A 16070-nucleotide genomic window follows, 5' to 3' on the forward strand; every position below is an offset into this window, starting at 1 on the left:
GCTTCGGGGCCCTATTACTAGCACGTAAGCCCAATATCCATAGCTAATGAAATCGGCCGATGACGACCATAACAACCGCTACAAGGTCCCGGCAAATGCCAGCGGTCGGGGCTGTTTACTGTGGTTGCGATACTTCGATGTTGCGCGAAAATCTGTTGCTACGAAAGCGTCTTGGGATCACCTGCCAGCACCGACTGGGTCTGCCGTCAACTTCTGCCCCGAGGCCACGACCCCCTTCAGCCTTATCGGCCTGAGGACATTTACTGGTAATCAACCAAAATTATCGACCACCCCAAAGATCAGAATAGGCCGAACCTAAAGTGCCAACCGCCGCAACGGCAGTCACGAGGAGCGCCCCGAATGCAACCCTTTCCATGGTATCGAGATTCTTCCACCATCCACCATCAGCGATCTCTCCAACGACATTTAGTTGCGCTTTAGATTTCACCTTTCCTGACACGCCGAGCAGATTTATAACCGCGAACACCACCGAAGCAATCAGGATGCTTGCAGAGGCAGCCAACCAACCATCTATCCGCTCCACATTTTCACGTAAAGCAAAAAAAGCAGCCACCCATGCCAATCCCCCTGCAACTAGCCCGATCCGCCTCGCGGTGCGACTTTGCTTGACCCACGGACGCTCCTCCCCTGCAACAGGCTCAAGGAGTGCTCGAATACGTGCAGCCTGACCATGAACCCAAGTGGCGTCTCCGCTTCGAATCGACACCCGAACTCCCAGCGTACTGAAATCTATTCTCACACTCCTCTCTATTTCATAGTAGCTAAAATCCAGTTCAGACCAGATTTCTGGATCTCCAGGCGTTGGCGATGCTGCAACAGCAGAAACAAGCTCCTCCAAGCTCTTTCGGGTGAAGGTTGTTCCGCTTCGAGTCGTCGAGAATTCGAGTTGCTCCGGATTGACCCCCTCCGAAGCCACAGCGAAGAGTCGATCTAGCAGGGAACGCCCCACTTTGTACGTATGGAACTGGAGGCGGCTCATTGTAAAGTCACGTGGCTCAGGCACGACCGTATTCTGCACCAATCGCAACGGGACATCCAAGGGTTCCGTACCGAGCCTAAAGATCGTTTCAAGGCTGTTCTACCAAGACTTAGTCCAACATGCCGTCCGGCTCATCAAGGCTCAGGCACCACAGCGTGGCTCTGCCGGATACGGACTCCTCTGCCCTTACCGCCCACTTCAACCCACCACCCCCTGCCAGTCATCCCATCTACTGCCGTCCCATACATCGTGGGGCCGGCGTGCTTTCTGGCGTCCAGGTGGAACGCACCACTGTATGAACGACCTGGATGACAGGGGCCGCGCCTACTCAGCTCTGTCTGGAACGTCGGCAGGCGGGATGACAGCCCCCACCACACTCAACCCGCACCCGCCGAAAACCGCCGCCATACCAGGGCCAAGGCCCCACCTGAGGGTCGTGGTCCGTTGGCCAGCGGACATACCGATTACTCAACCGGCCAGATTCCTGAAAAGGCAAGAGACGTCGGGCCCGGGCAAGGAAGCCACCGGTGAGGCCCTGCTGGGCAGATGGCTTCCCTCATGCGCGGAACGACCCTGCCGACTGAGCTCCTTCGCCGCCCCGCCTGAACCTCCCCGATAGGGGTGGCCGTTTCCGCCAGGGCTCCGAAAGTAGCGCCCTCTCGTGGGGATCCCAGGGACTTCCCCCCTCCGCCACCCCGCCCAAGCGGTGGGGCTTGAAACCGTAGTGGCAGTTGTAGCTCAGCCGGGACCTGATCATCGAGCACGCAGTTGGATTTGGTCCGTGGGTGGTCCGTGCGCGGTGGCTCAGGGCGGTACAGCAGCGATGCAGGGTGAGACAGGATGTGCAGAGGCGGGGCACCGGGATCGTTCGGTGCCCCGCCTCATCTGCGGTTATAGGCAGTGGGTGAACTTCAACGGTTCGTCGTCCGTGGGGCGTTCAGGGCCGCTGCGGATTTCAAGACCGTTCCCTTAGGCCGCTCGGGCAACCCACCCACGCCCCGCCCACCAGCGACGGAGCGGGTACAGCCTACCGGCTGCCGGATCGGGCTGTGCGGCACTGGCGACAGGATGGTCACGACCCACAGATCTCACCGTCAGTCCCGCCACCACGACACGCCGAGGGCGACAGCAGGGCGCGCTCGGTGATGCGCTCGTACCGGTCAAAGCCATGCGCCGTTCCCCTGCCTTGTCCGCGCCTCTGTGTGCGTCGTCTTCAGCCGGCCTGTGCCCGGATCTTTGCTGCGGGCGGGTCGGGAAGTAATTGCTTCACGGCGTCCATGTCCGAATGCGCATCGATCCATCGGTCATTGACACAGCGTTATCGCTGTTTTTATCCCGGAGCCGAATTGATGCCGGAGCGTGCGCCGGATCGGCCTCGGGGGTTGGGATGGCTGTTGAGGCGCACTGCCGTCCGGCCGGAATGGCAAGTCTGTTACCAGCCAGTTCTAGGATGCTTCGGCAGGATTAGACAAAAGGCGCAATTACGAGACTTTCAGGGTCTCGCGGGTAAACCTGGCACATTCTTCAGGAATTAGCACGTCAGGAGGCATGCAAATAATCCCTTGCCAATCCGACCGGACGAGTTATGATTTTTTTCGTCGCGCCGGGTCATTCGATGAGTCCGGCCACCTTCCACGGAGGGTAAAGAGGCTCCTCATGTGACCATCACATTCCGGCTTCGCAGCCGGAAAGAGAAGGGGAACGCAATGAAGAAGATACGCGTTGCAGCCGTATCCGCAGCCCTGGCCGTCGCTTCCATCGGCCTCACGGCCACGACCGCACAAGCGGCACACAATTGCCATGCGCCTTACCTGTGCCTGTACTACAACTCCAACCAGCAGGGCGCGTGGATGACAAGCGGCAGCGACATACCCGACTTTGCCGGATATCAGTTCAACAACTTCGGCACGACATCGGCGGGATTCGGCCAGAACGTGAAGAACAACGCCGCGTCGGCCTCCCACGGAGGGATAACGGCGCAGACGGCTCGCGTCTATTACAACTCCAACTACTCCGGCGTCTACGACGACGTGGTACCGAACAGCAGCCGCAACCTGGTCAACACTTACAACGAGAACGCTTCGCTTCACTTCTTCTGGTAGAGCGTGATCGGCACGGACAAGGATCAGGAAGCCAGGCGAATCGTGCAGTAAATTCCAGGCCCTGCCTTTTCATGTGACCGGGGCGGGGCCTGGGGTTTTCACCGACAGAGTAGGCATGATAAATATGCTCGCCAATAAGCGAAGTGTTGCCTTTATTGGCATCGCGAGCGTTGCATCGCTGCTCGTAACAGGGTGCTCAGTGGATCACGCGGCGCCGGACGGACCGCCATCATCCGGTGCTCAGCCGAAGGGATCGGCTCTCCGACCCAGCGTCAATCTGAGGCTTCCTGTCGAAGAATATCTTTTCTCGGACTCCGAAATCAAGGCCGTTCTGCAGGCTCAACGTACCCTCGTGCAGCAGTGCATGCGCCGCTTCGGAGTCTCCCACGACTTCGGTTCACCTGGCCCCTCCACGGGGCCTCGTAGTCTCATGGACCGCAGATACGGTGTGACCGATGAACAAATGGCGCGGAGCTACGGCTATCATCTCGGCGATCGTGATCCGCGTGCTCATCCCGTCACGCAATCCTCGCCGCCCACAGGAAAAGCCTACACAGTACTGACGGGAAAAACTGAGTCTGCCACGGACAAGGAAACGCCGGCACTCGCCTCGAGTGATGTGCCTTCGGTGAACGGAATGCGGGTGTCGGCCGATGGTTGTGTGGGGGAAGCGACCAAAAAAATCGCCGGATCCGGTCACGTCGGGTCGGGTGATTTGGCTCAGGATCTCAACGGGCAAAGCTTTAACATCACCAAGGCAAACCCTGACGTGACCAGGGCCTTCCGCTCCTGGTCGCGCTGCATGAAGGACAAAGGATTTTCGTATCCCGATCCTTTTGCCGCGATGGCCGACAACCGATTTCAGGGCAAGGAGCCCGTACCGGCAGAGATTCAGGTGGCCACAGCCGATGTCGGCTGCAAGGGACAGGTGGATCTGGTCGACGTCTGGTTCACGGCGGAGACTTCCCTCCAGAGGTCGCTGATCAAGAAGAATAAATCAGCTCTGGATGCGGCGATCAAGAACAAGGAATCTCAGCTCGCAACAGCGTCCCGCATAAATCGCGCCGAATGAATTCCGATCACGACTTGCTGAGCGTTCGCGATCCTGCGCGCGAGACAGTCATATGAGTGAGGGGGCTGCCGAAGTGTTCGGCAGCCCCCTCACGTGCAGCTTTGGTGGCGAGCTGCGACGAGTCCGGGATCTCGGGCCCAGGTTCAGGAGTCGGCGGTCACCGGTCGGTCAGCTCTCGCCCTTGCGTTCGCCCAGGGTGACCTGCACCTTGGACTCCTTGCCGTCGCGGATGTAGGTGAGGGTCACCTTGTCGCCCGGCTTGTGGGTCCAGATCTGGCCGATCAGGGTGGGGCCGCTGTCGATCGGGGTGTCGTTGAACTTGGTGATGACGTCACCCGCCTTGAGGCCGGCCTTGGCAGCCGGGCCGTTCGGGGTGACGGCCGGGACGCCGCCCTCGCCCTGGGGCGAGATGGTGGCACCCTCGCCGCCCTCGGTCATCGTGACCGTGGCGCCGATCAGCGGGTACACCGGCTGGCCCGTCTCGATGAGCTGTTCGGCGACGTTCTTCGCCTGGTTGATCGGGATCGCGAAGCCGAGGCCGATGGAGCCCGCCTGGGACTGGCCCAGGCCGCCGCTGCCCGCCGACTGGATGGCCGAGTTGATACCGATGACCGCGCCGCGGGCGTCCAACAGCGGGCCGCCGGAGTTGCCGGGGTTGATGGAGGCGTCGGTCTGGAGGGCGCTCATGTACGAGTTGCTGGCGCCGGAGCCGTCGCCCGAGGCGACCGGGCGGTTCTTGGCGCTGATGATGCCCGTGGTCACGGTGTTGGAGAGACCGAAGGGAGCGCCGATGGCGATCGTCGAGTCGCCGACCGCGACCTGGTCGGAGTTGGCGAGCGGGAGCGGGGTCAGACCGGGGGGCGCCTTCTTGAGCTTCACCACCGCCACGTCGTAGCCCTCGGCGCGGCCGACGACCTCGGCGTCGTACTTGTCGCCGTTCGAGAACGTCGCGGTCAGGTCGCCGCCGTTCGCCGCGGAGGCCACCACATGGTTGTTGGTGAGGATGTGGCCCTGCTTGTCGTAGACGAAGCCGGTGCCGGTGCCGCCCTCGCCGTTGCCGCCCTGCGCCTCGATGGTGACCACGCTCGGCAGCGACTTCTGGGCCACCGCCGCGACCGTGCCGGACTCGCGCTTGACGTCCTTGGGAGCGTCCGCCGCGGCGACCGTCGTCGAACCGGCCCCGCCGTCGTCGTTGCGCTCCGAGGCCCAGTAGCCGACTCCGCCGCCGATACCGCCCGCGATCAGCGCGGCCGCGAGCACGGCGGTGATGAGTCCGCCCTGGCGCCTGCGCGTCGGCCGGGGCTCCTGGCCGGGCTCCGGGGCACCCCACTGCGGGCCACCGCCGCCACCGCCCATGGAACCGTCCCCGCCGCCTCCGTAAGCGGCGTACGACGGGATCACGGGCGGAGGCGGGGGCCAGCCTGCGTCCGCCGCGTGCCCCGTCTCGGAAGCGCCCTTCGGGCCGCCCGCGGGGTCACCGCCCTGCACGTTCCCGCCCTGCGCCCCGCCGGACGCTCCGTCCGGATGCCCCGGTTGCGCGCCCGCGCCCGGCTGCGCGCCGGAGCCCGGATACCCGCCCGCGCCCGGCTGGGCATCCCCGCCCGGTTGTGCGCCCCTGTGCTGTCCGTCCTCGTACGCGCCCCCCGCGCCCCCCTGCGAGCCTGTCCGCGGGTCCGTCTGCGCCGTCGGCTCCTGCCAGCTCTCTCGCGGACCGGAGGGCGGACCGGACGGGGGTGTGCCCTGGGGAGCGGCATCCGGCACGGGAGGTACGGACGGGCCGCCGGGGGCCGCAGTGCCCTCGTTCTCAGTGCTCACAGCTCTTTCTCCTCGGGTCCACATCAGTCTTCGGCAAGAGTTCCGCAGAGTTCCGCCGCGCGAGTCAGTTCCGTCGTGCAGGTTTCCGTGACGGCGCAAGTATCTGCGGTCAGCTTTTCCCACGGCACGTCAGACCACTGTAAGCAGGACCTGTGCGTCTGTCCGCCATCCTTTATTTCGGACAAAAGGATCGCATCTTGATCCGACCGGCCGGAGAACCCCATCCGTTCACCCGCCTACCCGGTCACGATGACACCATGACGCGGTGACCCAAGCACGACAGCACAGCATCCAGGTCGTCGCCCACCGCGGAGCCTCCGAGGACGCACCGGAGCACACCCTGGCCGCCTACACCAAGGCCATCGAGGACGGCGCCGACGCACTGGAGTGCGATGTACGGCTCACCGCCGACGGACATCTCGTCTGTGTCCACGACCGCCGGGTGAACCGCACGTCCAACGGACGCGGTGCCGTCTCCGCCCTGGAGCTGGCCGAACTCGCGGCGCTCGACTTCGGCTCGTGGAAGGACAGCGAGGAGAGCCCGGACTGGCGGGACCGCGAATTCACCTCCGTACTGACGCTGGAGCGGCTGCTGGAACTGATCGCGGACGCGGGCCGCCCCATCGAGCTGGCCATCGAGACCAAACATCCGACCCGCTGGGCCGGACAGGTGGAGGAACGGCTGCTGCACCTGCTGGGACGCTTCGGTCTGAACGATCCGGCACCGGACGAGTCGGCCGTGCGGATCATGAGCTTCTCCGCGCGCTCGCTGCACCGGATCGCCGACGCCGCGCCGACACTGCCGACCGTCTATCTGATGCAGTTCCTCTCGCTGCGGCTGCGTGACGGGCGGCTGCCCGCCGGCGCGCGGATCGCGGGTCCCGGGATGCGGATCGTCCGCAACCATCCCGACTACATCGCACGGCTGCACAAGGCGGGCCACCGTGTCCATGTCTGGACGGTGAATGAGCCGGAAGACGTCGATCTCTGTGTGCGCCTCGGCGTGGAAGCGATCATCACCAATCGCCCCAAACAGGTTCTGTCCCAGCTCGGCCGTCTTTCCTGACACGCCGTGCACATGCCGTACGCACTGCCTCGACACGCCATAGGCATCACCGCACATATTGACCGATAAATCCGCCCGATATGAACGCACCGAATGGTGACGGGCAGTGCGGCCGAAGAGTACGGGGAGTGCACCGGCGCGTTCGATGCGTATTCGAGGGTTACGAGTGCGTCAAAGGCTCTCGCCTGGCCGGTTTCCGGTCCAGGCCAATGGGGCATCCACATCGTGGCGTGGGGCAAAGGAGGTCTCGGGGGTGGCGTTTGTGGTGGCACAAGAAGTGCCCACGTCGTCGTGCATGGCCGTTGTTCCCCATGGCCCTGCGGGCGTGGGAGAAGCGCGACACCGGATGCGGGAGCAGTTGAGCCGCAGCGGGGTGTCGGCAGCGGTGGTCGACGATGCCGTATTGATCCTTTCCGAACTGGTCAGCAACGCATGTCGGCATGGCAGACCACTGGGACACGAGCAGATCGGCGACGGCGACATCCGTGCCGAGTGGCGCGTCGACAAGGCCGGACGGCTGATCGTCGAGGTGACGGACGGTGGCGGCCCGACGCGACCGATTCCCGCGACGCCCTCGGTCACGGCCCGTGGTGGCCGCGGGCTCAACATCATCTCGGCGCTCGCCCAGGAATGGGGCGTGCGGGACAGCGCGTCCGGCGAGGTCACCGTGTGGGTGATAGTCGCCGCCGTGCACCGGCGCAATGATCTCGCTACGCGCGTCACAGGCCCGGACACGGACGAGCTGGAGTTGGATGAGCTGGACGAGCTCGAGGGGCTGGACGGCTTGGACGGGCTCGCCTTCGCGGATCCCTTCGACGAGGCGAGCTGATGTGCGGGCCGCCTGAGCCCGCGGAACGGCGGGCCATGACCTGATGGGGTCGGCGCCGGCCTGACGGTAGGGGCTCTCCGGGGACATGACGGTACGGGCTCTCCAGTGCCGGGGCAGCTCGCGCCCTCGGAGCACCCCATGTCCCGGGCCGCCCGCGGTGTGAGCATGACGGACGACGTGAACCGAGGGCCGGTCCGAGCCGAGGACCGCGCGGAGCCGAGAACCGGTCCGAGCCGAAGACGGCCGGGGCTGAAAACCGGTCCGAGCCGAAAACCGCGCGGAGCCGAGGACCGGGCGGAGGCCCGCCGGGCGGCGGGCCGGTTCTTCGCGCGCCGCGTCGCGCCCCCCGCGCTGTCCGTCCGTACGGCTAGGCTCGCGCCGACATCGCACCGCCGCTACGGGAGAAGCCACACCATGGCCAAGAAGCGCCCCCAGACGAAGGCCGCCAAGGCGCAGCTCAAGGACGGACCGATTCCGGTGGTGGGAGCCCGCGAGCCCTGCCCGTGCGGTTCGGGCCGTCGCTACAAGGCCTGCCACGGCCGGGCCGCCGCGCACGCCGTGACCGAGCTGGTCCAGCGTCCCTTCGAGGGCCTGGCCGGTGAGTGCGACTGGGTCGCGCTGCGCGAGCTCGTGCCCGCCGCGACCGCCGAACTGACCCTCAAGGACGGGCTGCCCGAGGGCGTGCCGTCCGTGACGCTCGCGACCGTACTGCCGATGGCCTGGCCGGCGCTGCGCCGGGACGACGGTTCCGTACTGCTCGCTCTCCAGAACGACACCTCGTCCGGCGATCTGAGCCGCGATCTCGCCGACACGCTCCGGCGTGCGCTGACGGCGGAGCCCGGCAATCCCGTGGCCGCGCAGCGGGTGCCGGCCGACGGTCCTCGGCTTCAGGATCTGCTCGACCCCGAGGCGGATTTCACGCCTGCCGTGCACACCGGGTTCGAGTTCTGGGTCCCGGACGCGGAGAACGCCTCGGCCGAGGTGAACGCCTCCCTGGAGCGCGCCAACGCCGCCGCGATCCCGACCGTACGGCTCTCCGTCGCGGACGCCGCGTACTGGTGCGAGACGCCGGAGAAGAACCACCTCCGCTGGGTCATGCCTTATCCCGAGGAGCAGTTGCTGGACGCGCTCGCCCGGCTGCATGTCGCGGGCACGTCGACCCTCGGTGAGGGAACGAGGCTGGTCGGCTCCTTCCGGGCGCACGGGCTGACGGTGCCGGTGTGGGACCTGCCGAGCGCGATGGGCGCGGAGGAGTGCGAGAAGCCGGCGGCGGAGTTCGCCGAGCGGCTGGCGGCGGCGCTGGCCGTCGACACCCCGCTGACGGGCGACGAGCGCCGGGCGCGCGGCGGGCTCACCAACCGCCAGGTGACGCTGAGCTGACCAGGCATGTCGTAGGGCCGAGGGGCGCCGTCGGCGGGCTCCCGAACCGCTCCCGGACCGCTGGGGAGGGTCGCCGACGGGGCGTCGACGGGTCGCCGTGCCCCCCGCCGTACCACCACCCGATCACCGTCGGATCGCCACCGGTTCACCGACAGTGTCTTCCGGTCGATGGACCGGAAGCGTTCGGACGACTCCGACAACGCGGCCAGGTACGGCCCGTGGCGGCAGCGGCTGGTGTCACCCCGGCGTTCCCGGCCCGCGAAGATCGGCCGGACGGCCCCGGTGGTGACACCAGTCACACCACCTGTCACAACTTCCCGTACTGGCTGGTAATTCATTGTCCGAATACACCGGATCGAATTTGCTAACTGCCGATCTCTTGTTACCGTTCTAGAAGCCCGGTCGCTGGTGCATCCCCCGTCGCCAGCGATCGGGCGTCCGCGTTCCCGGACCCGGCCGGTATGTCAACGGCCCACCGTGGCCTACGAGTTGCTCCCTGACCTCAGCAGAAGAGGTCCGGTCCCCGGTCCGCTCACCTCGCCGTCGTCACCGCTGGACGGCGTCGGCATGGCCGCGAACTCCACGACCGCCGTGTATTGCTCGCGAGTTCCCCGGGACGGTTCGCGAGGCGTCTGACAGGTCGCGGGCTCATCCGTGACCCCGGCCACGCAGTGTGTCAGTACGGTGCGTCCGCGCGGGCCCATGAGGGTGAGTACGGCACGCAGTTCACCGCCCGACGTGTTGCGGTACGCGGTACGGGCCCAGGTGTCGCCGCCCTCGGTCAGTACACATGTCCGCGCCTCGATCCCTTCGGGAGAGGCGACTTCAGGCCCACATCGCTCGTCGGCACGCATCACCGCGTCCCCGCCGGCCGTGTCGCCCGTGGCGGCGCCTGCCGTGCCACCAGCCGTATCGCCCGCCACCGGCGTCCCGTCCGTCGCGGAGTCCTCAGCGGCGGGCCCGTCGGTTCCGGACACAGTCGGGAGGCCGGCTCCCACCTTGGCGTCCGCGAGCGGTTCCGCCCGGCCGACGACGGGGCGGGCGGAATCGGCCGGGCGGACGGTGCCCATGGGGCCCGTGGTGGCGGCCAGCGGCAGAAGTGCGGTGAACACGACAATGGCCGTGAGCCCGGTCATGCGGAGATTCATGCTGGACCCACCTGCCAGTGCCGGGGAATTGCTGACGGTGGGCCGAAGATATCGACGGAACGCGCCGCTCAGAGGCGCCGCGCGCCCAATTCCCGGACAACTCGTCACGGCTCGCACCCGTACGGGTGACAGCGCATCCGGACACAGGCGCACCGCACTGGCAGAGGCGCAGGCACACAAGCAGAGGCGCAAGCACACAGACACAGGTGCAAACACTCAGGCGCAGTCGCGGACGCGGACAGGGATGCCGTCGGCGGCTCCGCGGGAACCCGGCGCGACGCGTCCCAGGGCACGGGGCAGGGGCGGGACGCGCCCCCGTACGTGCGAGGGACGCGTCGACCGCCGTCAGTACGCGAGTCTGCTGCCGCCGTCCGGCGCGCTCGTGCTCGCCTCGACAAGCGCGTCCACGACCGCCTCGACATCCGGCAGCCAGGGCGCCGCCGAGCCCGCCAGAGGCGCCCGCTCCCAGCGGACCTGTCCGCCCGCCGCCTCGGAGGGCGGCAGCACCAGATAGCCGCCCTCGCCGTGGAACCGCAGCGAACTGGGCACCCAGTCCTTGGCGTACAGCAGCTCACCGAGCTGTTCGAGGGTGTACGGAGCGACCAGCAGCGACCAGCGCGTGGGCGTCGCGACGACCGGTCCGAGCCTGATGTCCATCCTGTCCAGCTCCACCAGCGCCCGAGCGCCCGCCACGGCAGGCAGGCTCACCGCACAGGGCGCGCTGTCGCCGGTGGCCAGCACGATCGGGGCCGTGGGCCGGTTCTGCCACCACCAGCGCACCATGCGCTCGTCGGTGGTCGCCGCGAGCAGACCGGGATCGAAGGGGTGCGCGCCGGGTACGGCGCACTCGGGGTCGGGGCAGGCGCAGCCAAGTCCGCGTGTCCCGCGTCCGCCGGCCACCGTGAGACCGGCGCCCGGGAGCACGGGCCATCTCCACGCGGTGGCGCAGACGAGCGCCGCGTCGAGTTGGGCAGGCTCCCCCTTGCGCCGGAGCCGGAGCCTGCGTCGCCTTCCGAGGATCTCGCGCATGAGCGCTCGTTCCTTTCCGTTGAACGCCGAGGTCCACATGACACTGACACCATGTGTGTGCATCACTTCACCGTGCGTATCACTGTGCGTAGTCACCGCGCGCACTTTCGACGCATGGCCGCCCCGTACCTGAGGCACGGACGGCCCCACCCCGCCCTCGGGCGCATCACGCCATTCCTGGGCCGGGCACGGACCGTCTTCGTTGAGCATGTGGCGAGGGGTGGCGTGCGCATGGCGCTTACTGTCCCGCTCTGTCCCGCTGTGCTTTTCTCGCCACTCCGGGGGATGAGGTGTGACCTACGGCGGTTAAGACGCCCGGTCCTGCCGCCAGGTTCCGGGGCGGTCCCAACTGCCCCTGTCCGTCACCGTTTACGTACCCATCACGTCCGGAATGACGCTCCAACCGGGCCGAACTCGAACTCATCCCTGAAGGACCCCCTGTTGAGCGCCCTCAGTCGATCGCAAAACCTGGTCAGGGGGGTAATTTTTTTGCCAACTTGAACGTCTCAGGACACCGGTCGTTCCGCCCGGACAATGCTGGACATTGCCTCAGTTGTACGTGTACATGTGGATACATGGGTAGCCGCGCTGAATGACCTAGGGGTTTGCGATGCTATTGAGTGAAACGCACCCGTCGGAAAGCCGACTGCCATGAGCGCCCCGAACATGCCGAAAGTGGCTGGAATCGATTCCACAGTTCCGGCCCCCGCGCACACTGGCCCGCCCCTGGACGACCTTCCCGCCGCGCCCGGAGCGCTGATCCGGGACCGGCTGGCCGGCTGGGTCTCCGATCTGACCACCCTGCACGAACTGACCGAACGCCTGGCCGGAACCGGCTCACTGGAGGGCGCGCTCAAGGAGCTGCTGCGCGCCGGCGCCGCCCTCCTCGGCGCGCGCCGAGGACTGGTCGTACTCGAACCGGCCGACGGTCTGGGCCCCGGCACCACTCTTGGACTCGGGCTCACCCGCGCGGATCTCGGCCATCTGGAGACCGTGCCGCGCCGAGCCTCCCCGTGCGGCGGGCTCCTGGACGGTCCTGCCGCGCGGACCGAGCCGCTGGCCTCTCCCGATCTCCTGCGGGACACGGAGGCGGACCCGCGCCTCCGTGAGGTCGCGGTACGGCTCGGCTACGGCGCCAGCTACGCGGTACCACTGGTCGCCGGTACGGGAGCCCCGACGGGTACCTCGTCCGGCCCCGCGCCGGGGCTCGCGTCGGGTCTGTCGTCCGGCCTCGTGTCGGGCGGCGGCGCGTCCGGTCCCGCGCCCGGCACGGTGTCCGGCGTCGGCACGGTGTCCAGCCCCGTGTCCGGGCGGCTCGGGGCCGCCGTCTGGTTGTACGACGAACCCGCCGAACCGGTGGAACGCCAGCGCCATCTCGTCGGTCTCTACACGCGGTACGCGAGCCAGCATCTCTCCCGGCTGCTGGAGCTGGAGCGGGCCCGCACCCGCGCGGCCACCATCGCCGAGGATCTGCTCCCCAGCCGGCTCCCCCGGATCCCCGGCATCCAGCTCGCCGCGCGCCACCGCACAGGGCCGTACGGCGGCGGTGACTGGTACGACGCGCTCCCGCTGCCCGAGGGCGCCGTGAGCCTGTCCGTCGGCTCGGTCGGCGGCTCCGGGCCCGGCGCGGTGGCCGCGATGGGTCGGCTGCGCGCCTCGCTGCGCGCGTACGCCGTGATGGAGGGCGAGGATCCGGTCGCCGTACTCTCCGATCTGGAGCTGCTGCTGCGGCTGACCGAGCCCGCGCGTACGGCCACCGCCCTCTTCGCGTACGCCGAACCGGCCCAGGGCAGGATCCTGCTGGCCGGAGCCGGTCACGCGCCGCCGCTGATCGTCGGGGACCGGCGCACCGAGTTCGTCGAGACGTCCCTTTCCGCGCCGCTCGGGATGCTCGCCTGCTGGGAGGCGCCCAGCGTGGAGCTGTGGCCCGCGCCCGGCGAAACGGTGCTGCTCTATACGGACGGACTGCTGCGGCGCACCGGCGACCCCATGGACCGGGCCTACGCGCGGCTGCACGGGGCGGCGGCGAGCGTCCCGCCGTCCGCCAGGGACGATCCGGGAGCGGTCGCCGACCATGTGCTGCGGACCGTGCTGCCGGGCGGGCCGGACGCCAGAAACGCCCAGGGCGCGCGGAATCCCGGCGGCACCGAGGACGTGGTGCTGCTCGCCGCCCGGTTCGACTGATTCCGCCCGGCCTTGTCCGGTCCCACCCCGGTCTCCTCCGGATCCTTCCGGTTCTTTCCGGCTCTTCCCGGCTCTTTCCGGTGCCGATTCCGGTCCTTTCCGGCGGCCGATGGATACCGCACAGGGACAACGGGCGGTCTTCCCCTCACACATACGATGGGAAGGATGTTCTGGATTCATGACCTTATGAGGAGAAGACGTGGCTGACGAGCTCACCCAGGAGACCCCGCGAACCCCGGAACCGGAGACCCCGGAGACCGAAGAAGAGCCGATCAAGACGAGGAAGAACGGTTTGAACCCGGGCGTGTCCGAAGAGCTCGCAGACATCATGAAGTCCGGCTGGGCCGACACCGAACTGCACGGCCTGGAGCCGATCGCGCAGGCGTCCCACACCGCCGCGCGCCGCGCCGCGCTCTCCGCGCGTTTCCCCGGCGAGCGGCTGGTGATCCCCGCGGGCAACCTCAGGACCAGGTCCAACGACACCGAGTACGCCTTCCGCGCCTCCACCGAGTACGCGTACCTCACCGGGGACCAGACCCACGACGGCGTACTCGTACTGGAGCCGAAGGACGGCGGGCACGACGCGACCGTCTATCTGCTGCCGCGCTCCAACCGGGAGAACGGCGAGTTCTGGCTCGACGGCCAGGGTGAGCTGTGGGTCGGCCGCCGGCACTCCCTCGCCGAGGCCGAGCGACTGCTGGGCATCCCGGCCAAGGACGTACGCACGGTCGCCGCCGTCCTCAGGGAGGCGACGGGCCCGGTCCGTAACGTCCGCGGGCACGACGCCTCCATCGAGGCCGCGCTGACCGACAAGGTGACCGCGGAGCGCGACGAGGAGCTGCGCGTCCATCTCTCCGAGGCGCGCGCCGTGAAGGACGACTTCGAGATCGGCGAGCTTCAGAAGGCCGTCGACTCCACCGTGCGCGGCTTCGAGGACGTCGTGAAGATCCTCGACAAGGCGGAGGCGACCAGCGAGCGCTACATCGAGGGAACGTTCTTCCTGCGGGCCCGCGTCGAGGGCAACGACATCGGTTACGGCTCGATCTGCGCGGCGGGACCGCATGCCACCACCCTGCACTGGGTGCGCAACGACGGTGACGTACGCTCCGGCGATCTGCTGCTGCTCGACGCCGGCGTGGAGACCCACACCCTGTACACGGCCGATGTCACACGCACGCTGCCGATCAACGGCCGCTACAGCGAGCTTCAGCGGAAGATCTACGACGCGGTGTACGAGTCCCAGGAGGCCGGTATCGCGGCGGTGAAGCCCGGCGCCAAGTACCGCGACTTCCACGACGCCTCGCAGCGTGTCCTCGCCGAGAAGCTCGTGGAGTGGGGTCTGCTCGAAGGGCCGGTCGAGAAGGTCCTGGAGCTGGGTCTCCAGCGCCGCTGGACGCTGCACGGCACGGGTCACATGCTCGGTCTGGACGTGCACGACTGTGCTGCCGCGCGCAGGGAGGTGTACGTGGACGGGACACTGGAGCCGGGAATGTGCCTCACCGTCGAGCCGGGACTCTACTTCCAGGCCGATGATCTGACCGTGCCCGAGGAGTACCGCGGAATCGGTGTCCGGATCGAGGACGACATCCTCGTCACGGAGGACGGGAACCGGAATCTGTCGGCGGCGCTGCCGCGCCGGGCCGACGAGGTGGAGGCCTGGATGGCGGGCCTCAAGCAGGCCTGACCGCCGAAACGGACTTGGCCGCCCGAGCGGACCTGTCGGCTGAAGCGGGCCTGGTGGGAGAAGCGGACCCAGTGGGTGAAGCGGATCTGACGGCCGCGGCGGACCCGGCGGCTGAAGCGGACCTGGCGGAGGGCGTGCTGCTCGGGCTCACATGGCTCTGAGCAGGGCGTCCTCCCGCCATTTGAGGATCTTGTCGAAGCTGACCACCGCACCGTGCCCGGGTTTGTTGCGGAAATGCACATGATCGGCGAGTTGTTCGATCAGGCCCAGTCCTCTGCCGCTCTCGGCGGTGGGAGCGGGCGGGGGCAGGGGGCGGCGCACCACGCGCCGGGCGGAGAACCCGGGACCGGAATCGGCCACTTCGATACGGCATCGCTCGCCGTCGAGATACGCGGTCACCCGGTATGCCCCGGGCGACCCGGCGGTGCGTCCGTCCCCGCCGTCGCCGCCTTCCTCCCCCGTACCGCCGTGCTCGACGGCGTTCGCACAGGCTTCGCTGAGGGCGACCGAGAGATCGAAGGAGACCTCGGGATCGACGCCCGCGGTCTCCATGGCACCGAGCAGAAGATGACGGGCGAGCGGAACGCTCGCGGCTTCGCGCCGCAAGTGGAGAGACCACCAGATGCTCATGCTCCAGCCTTTCTGGCTGCGGCTCGACATACCGATACGTATTGCCCCCCATCAGGGGTCGTAAGCACGCGGTTGACGTGATAACCCTCATTCGGCGGACGCGAACGCGGCGCATGGCGGTGTATAGGGCG

At 67.5% G+C, this 16070-nt stretch carries 12 protein-coding genes; 7 read left to right on the forward strand and 5 right to left on the reverse strand.

Going from position 1 to position 16070, the window contains the following annotated elements; translation table 11 throughout:
• Positions 1-280: 280 nt before the first annotated feature.
• On the reverse strand, positions 281-1024 hold the full coding sequence (locus tag BFF77_RS35180; RefSeq protein ID WP_141698447.1) for a hypothetical protein: 744 nt from the start codon (positions 1022-1024) through the stop codon (positions 281-283).
• A 1634-nt stretch (positions 1025-2658) separates the two neighbouring features.
• Between BFF77_RS35180 and BFF77_RS14645 the strand changes: the two genes are divergently transcribed.
• Entirely contained in the window at positions 2659-3102 is a 444-nt protein-coding gene (locus BFF77_RS14645) for a peptidase inhibitor family I36 protein (RefSeq protein WP_245703446.1), read from the forward strand.
• 124 nt (positions 3103-3226) lie between these two features.
• Positions 3227-4174, forward strand: coding sequence for a hypothetical protein (locus tag BFF77_RS35185; RefSeq protein ID WP_066949010.1), 948 nt, complete (start codon positions 3227-3229; stop codon positions 4172-4174).
• 168 nt (positions 4175-4342) lie between these two features.
• Here BFF77_RS35185 and BFF77_RS14655 read toward each other — a convergent pair whose 3' ends face one another.
• Positions 4343-5989, reverse strand: coding sequence for a trypsin-like peptidase domain-containing protein (locus BFF77_RS14655; RefSeq protein WP_066948950.1), 1647 nt, complete (start codon positions 5987-5989; stop codon positions 4343-4345).
• Positions 5990-6254: 265 nt separating this feature from the next.
• Here BFF77_RS14655 and BFF77_RS14660 point away from each other — a divergent pair, with 265 nt between their 5' ends.
• The 3 genes from BFF77_RS14660 to BFF77_RS14670 all read left to right on the forward strand — a co-directional run bounded on the left by BFF77_RS14660 (position 6255) and on the right by BFF77_RS14670 (position 9264).
• Complete coding sequence (locus tag BFF77_RS14660; protein ID WP_066948953.1) at positions 6255-7055, forward strand: glycerophosphodiester phosphodiesterase; 801 nt, start codon at positions 6255-6257, stop codon at positions 7053-7055.
• Positions 7056-7200: 145 nt separating this feature from the next.
• Positions 7201-7884, forward strand: coding sequence for an ATP-binding protein (locus BFF77_RS14665; protein WP_107422159.1), 684 nt, complete (start codon positions 7201-7203; stop codon positions 7882-7884).
• Positions 7885-8298: 414 nt separating this feature from the next.
• On the forward strand, positions 8299-9264 hold the full coding sequence (locus BFF77_RS14670; RefSeq protein ID WP_066948956.1) for a DUF5926 family protein: 966 nt from the start codon (positions 8299-8301) through the stop codon (positions 9262-9264).
• A gap of 482 nt (positions 9265-9746) precedes the next feature.
• Here the strand turns inward: BFF77_RS14670 and BFF77_RS14675 are convergent, their stop codons facing one another.
• Both BFF77_RS14675 and BFF77_RS14680 read right to left on the reverse strand, forming a co-directional pair.
• Positions 9747-10412, reverse strand: coding sequence for a hypothetical protein (locus BFF77_RS14675; RefSeq protein WP_107422160.1), 666 nt, complete (start codon positions 10410-10412; stop codon positions 9747-9749).
• A 345-nt stretch (positions 10413-10757) separates the two neighbouring features.
• The gene (locus tag BFF77_RS14680) at positions 10758-11441 is read right to left on the reverse strand and encodes a bifunctional DNA primase/polymerase (protein ID WP_066949019.1); all 684 of its coding nucleotides are present in this window, start codon (positions 11439-11441) and stop codon (positions 10758-10760) included.
• Positions 11442-12092: 651 nt separating this feature from the next.
• Here BFF77_RS14680 and BFF77_RS33290 point away from each other — a divergent pair.
• Both BFF77_RS33290 and BFF77_RS14690 read left to right on the forward strand, forming a co-directional pair.
• Positions 12093-13625, forward strand: coding sequence for a PP2C family protein-serine/threonine phosphatase (locus BFF77_RS33290; protein ID WP_245703448.1), 1533 nt, complete (start codon positions 12093-12095; stop codon positions 13623-13625).
• 199 nt (positions 13626-13824) lie between these two features.
• A complete protein-coding gene (locus BFF77_RS14690; RefSeq protein ID WP_066948959.1) occupies positions 13825-15309 on the forward strand; it encodes an aminopeptidase P family protein in 1485 nt (494 codons plus the stop codon).
• Between the two features lie 147 nt (positions 15310-15456).
• On the opposite strand, the gene BFF77_RS14695 is transcribed toward BFF77_RS14690, so the two are convergent.
• Positions 15457-15939 carry an ATP-binding protein gene (locus BFF77_RS14695; RefSeq protein WP_066948962.1) on the reverse strand — a complete coding sequence of 161 codons (483 nt, stop codon included), beginning with the start codon at positions 15937-15939 and terminating at the stop codon, positions 15457-15459.
• Between the last annotated feature and the right edge of the window lie 131 nt (positions 15940-16070).

The sequence above is a fragment of the Streptomyces lushanensis genome (assembly GCF_001700515.1).
In the GTDB taxonomy this organism is placed as follows: domain Bacteria; phylum Actinomycetota; class Actinomycetes; order Streptomycetales; family Streptomycetaceae; genus Streptomyces; species Streptomyces lushanensis.

Coding starts and splice junctions, on each gene's coding strand:
- BFF77_RS35185 (WP_066949010.1), top strand. CDS start 3,227: ATGCTCGCCAATAAGCGAAGTGTTGCCTTTATTGGCATCGCGAGCGTT.
- BFF77_RS14670 (WP_066948956.1), top strand. CDS start 8,299: ATGGCCAAGAAGCGCCCCCAGACGAAGGCCGCCAAGGCGCAGCTCAAG.
- BFF77_RS14665 (WP_107422159.1), top strand. CDS start 7,201: ATGCGTATTCGAGGGTTACGAGTGCGTCAAAGGCTCTCGCCTGGCCGG.
- BFF77_RS33290 (WP_245703448.1), top strand. CDS start 12,093: ATGAGCGCCCCGAACATGCCGAAAGTGGCTGGAATCGATTCCACAGTT.
- BFF77_RS14675 (WP_107422160.1), bottom strand. CDS start 10,412: ATGAATCTCCGCATGACCGGGCTCACGGCCATTGTCGTGTTCACCGCA.
- BFF77_RS14680 (WP_066949019.1), bottom strand. CDS start 11,441: ATGCGCGAGATCCTCGGAAGGCGACGCAGGCTCCGGCTCCGGCGCAAG.
- BFF77_RS14695 (WP_066948962.1), bottom strand. CDS start 15,939: ATGAGCATCTGGTGGTCTCTCCACTTGCGGCGCGAAGCCGCGAGCGTT.